The 3,332-nt window shown below is 69.7% G+C and carries 3 protein-coding genes; 1 reads left to right on the top strand and 2 read right to left on the bottom strand.

Going from position 1 to position 3,332, the window contains the following annotated elements:
• Both DD1DGNOD_RS30270 and DD1DGNOD_RS24925 read right to left on the bottom strand, forming a co-directional pair.
• On the bottom strand, positions 1-1,456 hold a 1,456-nt coding region (locus DD1DGNOD_RS30270; RefSeq protein WP_241255967.1), incomplete at its 3' end, for a protein kinase domain-containing protein.
• On the bottom strand, positions 1,453-2,748 hold the full coding sequence (locus DD1DGNOD_RS24925; protein ID WP_131771154.1) for a hypothetical protein: 1,296 nt from the start codon (positions 2,746-2,748) through the stop codon (positions 1,453-1,455). The genes DD1DGNOD_RS24925 and DD1DGNOD_RS30270, both read right to left, overlap by 4 nt.
• A 385-nt stretch (positions 2,749-3,133) precedes the next feature.
• On the opposite strand from DD1DGNOD_RS24925, the gene DD1DGNOD_RS24920 reads away from it, so the two are divergent.
• A partial coding sequence (locus DD1DGNOD_RS24920; protein WP_206443419.1) for a (Fe-S)-binding protein occupies positions 3,134-3,332 on the top strand: 199 nt, incomplete at its 3' end.

Raw genomic sequence — 3,332 nt, 5'->3', positions numbered from 1 at the left:
GGTGGAGACAGTCGTGACGCGCGAGCACCTCGTGGGCGTCCTGCGGGGGAATCGTGTAGGAGTAGGTGGTGGTGTTGCCCCGGAAGTCCAGGAGCAGGGTCGCCAGCGAACGCCCGATCGTGAACAGGTCGGAGGCGACCGACGGCCCGGCCGTGGCCACCTCGGGAGCCCGGTAGCCCGGGGTGGCGTACGACAGGCCGGGATCGCCGATGCGGTGCACCGCGCCGAGGTCGATGAGCTTCAACGAATCACCGGAGAGCATGACGTTGTCCGGTTTGAAGTCGCAGTAGACCAGGCCCTGGCGGTGCAGATAGCCGAACGCCGGGAGGATGCCGAGGATGTAGGCGATGGCCTGGGTCACCGGCAGCGGGTCGGACCGGCCGCCGGCGGCTTCCCAACGCTGCTTGAGCAGCTTCAGCAGGGACATCCCGCCGACGTACTCCATCACGATGTAACCGCTGCCCTGCCACTCCACGAAACTGAAGATTTTCACGATGTTGCTGTGGTCGACCGAGGCGAGGAACCGGCGTTCGGCGATGGCCGCGGCCGTCGCCTGCGGGTCATGGGTGTTGAGCAGGCCCTTGAGCACGACCCAGAAGTTCTCGGCGACGCCCCGGTCACGGGCGAGGTACACCCAGCCCTGACCGCCGAACGCCAGGCAGCCGGCGATCTCGTACTGGCCGACGACATCCCCGGCCGCGAGCTTCGGCACGAACGAGAACGGATGCCGGCATTTCGGGCAGAAACCTTCCAGTAGACCCGGGGTGTCACTGCGTGCCCGCCCGACCGGTTCGTTGCATATGGCGCAGTGCCGGCTGCGTTCGGGAACCTGCGGATCGGCCAGCACCATCGACGCGGGATCGGGCACGGTCACGTCGGGGACGCTGACGATGCCGGCGCCGAGCCGGCTGCGCGACGGGATCGACCCGGATCTCCTACTCCGCCGCGAACGCCTCGGGCTGCCCGGCCCGGTACCACTCGATTGCAGCGCGCCTATGCTCATCGCGCTCGTGCTCCGGCCTCCCGCTGCCGGCGGGCTGGCTTGCGCGCCGATGGACGCCTGGTCGCGCTCTGGCAGGTCCTGGCCGGATGCGGGCGAGGTCGCCGCCAACCCGCAGATGTCGCAGTAGCCCTCGTCGATGGTGCCGGTGCAGTCGGGCTGCGCGCAGGGGGCGCCGTCGCCGACCGGGACGGCGGGGGAGGGATGCGCCACCCCGCCGGATGCCGCTGCGCCGGACGGCTGGCCTGCTGCCATACGTCTCAGCAGCTGGCTCGGCACCGGTCGGTTGCCGGCATCCGGTTGGCCGGGAACGGCCGGAGCGGGCAGCAACCCGCAGACGTCGCAGTAGCCGTCCTCGATGGTGCCGTCACATCCCGGCTGGGAGCAGGGCGCACCGTCATTGCTGGGACCACCGCTGACTGGCAGCGGGCCGCCACCGGACCGGGAAGTGCTCACTTCTGCTCGGTCCCCCTTCCCCTGCTCTGGCCGGCGCTGCTGCTCTGGCTGACACTGCTGCTCGGGCTGGAACCGCTGCTTCGGCTGGCATCGTCGCTCGGCGGTACGTGCCCGACCGGGCCGTGTCCGGCACAGCCGCCCGGCGTGGACCGGCGGTCGACCGCCGCGCCGAAGGCGCTCACCAGCGTGGCGGCCCGGTCGAGATCGGTCGGTGCCGTGTACAGGACTGATCGGGCCTGCCGGTACAGGTCGGCGAGTTCCGGTTCCTCGATGACACCCCGCCCGGCGGCCTTGGCCTGCCAGCCGTCCAGGAGGCCGCGCAGATCGTCGCGGGTGCGCAGCACGGCCGCGTTGGTCTCGGCGACCCGACGAGCGGAGATCAGCGTGGCGTCCGCGAGTTCCCGCCAGCGGTCGAGCCCCCTGCTCGCCTCCTTCCAGCGGCCCGCCGACGCCGTCGCGGTCAACCGGTCGAGCCAGGTCCGCAGGCCGTGACGCTCGTCGTCGAGTACCCCGTCGGGCAGGCGGACCAGGGACGTCCCTGGCCGCAGGATGCGTCCACGGGCCCGGTCGGCGTCCGCTGCCGCCTGCTCGATGAGGGCGACTATGCGATCCAGCAGTTCCCTCGCGTCCTGTAGCGCTTTTGGCAGGGTGTCATGCCGCCTGGCCAGCTCGTCCAGCCCGGTCCAGGCCGCTGCGACTGCCGCCTCGAGACGTGCGGACAGGCCCTCGGGCAGCGAAAGCGGATCGGTGGCGGCCAGCTCGGAGAACTCGGCCAGCAGGCGGCGGGCGATGGCCAGACCCGCCTCGTCGTCCAGGCGTAGCCGGGAGGCGATCGCGGCGGCAGCGGCGATCTGCTGTTCGGCCGTGTCGACGACGGTCAGCTGGGTGTTCCAGACGCTCACGATCTCGTTGATGCAGGTGCGTACGGTCTGTAGTGCCCCGTCGGTGCGGCCGGCCAGATCCGCCGGGCGGATGCCCAGGTGCGTGAGCGGGTTGTGCAGCAACGCGTCCAGCTCGTCGATGGTGCGGGCGTCCACCCGGGCTTTGTCCCCGCGGATGGCACGTGCCCGCTCGACAAGGTCGGTGAGGATGCCGTACCAGTGCCAGGCATCGGCCAGGGCGCTCAGCGCGGCCGTTGCCCGCTGGTGGGTGCTGCCGGTGAGCCGGTCGGGGACGAGCAGGGCACGTTCGGGCGCGTTCTCCAGTTCCATCAGGACGGCTGCCTGGGAGGCGACCGCGTCCGACAGCAGGGCCAGAGTCCGGTCGATCCGCTCCTGGATCATGCTCGCCATGGTTACCGATCCCGATATTCCGGTACCGGTGGATCGGACATCCGTCCGTCGAACCACGGCTGGCTCGCTGTCATCGTGGTCACCGGGTTGCTCGTGATGTTGCGAGTCCGGTGGCGGCGGTGTCCACTCCGGCAAATAGCGCCGAAGATGTGTTGGCCGTCACGGTCCGACGATAGTGCGACTGTCGCAAGGCGTGAGGTAGAGGTTGTACCGATCTGGTGTCAGCTTGCGGACAGACAGCCTGGCCGAACACCGCCCCGGCGGATTACGCGTCTCGCCGCCGTCCCCGCACCGGACCGACCGACAGGCTTCACGTACGTTCCGGTCACGGATTGGATGGTCACCGGGCAGGTACCGGTGTGAGGCACAAGTGTGAGTCGCAAGGATGCGTGGGTCGCAAGGAGAGGAGGATGACGCCGTGAGGGTTGCGCTGTTCGTGACCTGTTTCAACGACATCGCCTTTCCCGGGACGGGGAAGGCCACCGTCGAGCTGCTCGAACGGCTCGGGGTCGAGGTGGACTTCCCCTCTGCGCAGACCTGCTGTGGGCAGATGCACGTCAACACCGGTTACCGGGCCGAGGCCA

Source organism: Candidatus Protofrankia californiensis, assembly GCF_900634765.1.
GTDB lineage: Bacteria > Actinomycetota > Actinomycetes > Frankiales > Frankiaceae > Protofrankia > Protofrankia californiensis.
Note: the sequence above shows the minus strand (reverse complement) of the source record. Positions and strands in the feature narration are given on the sequence as shown.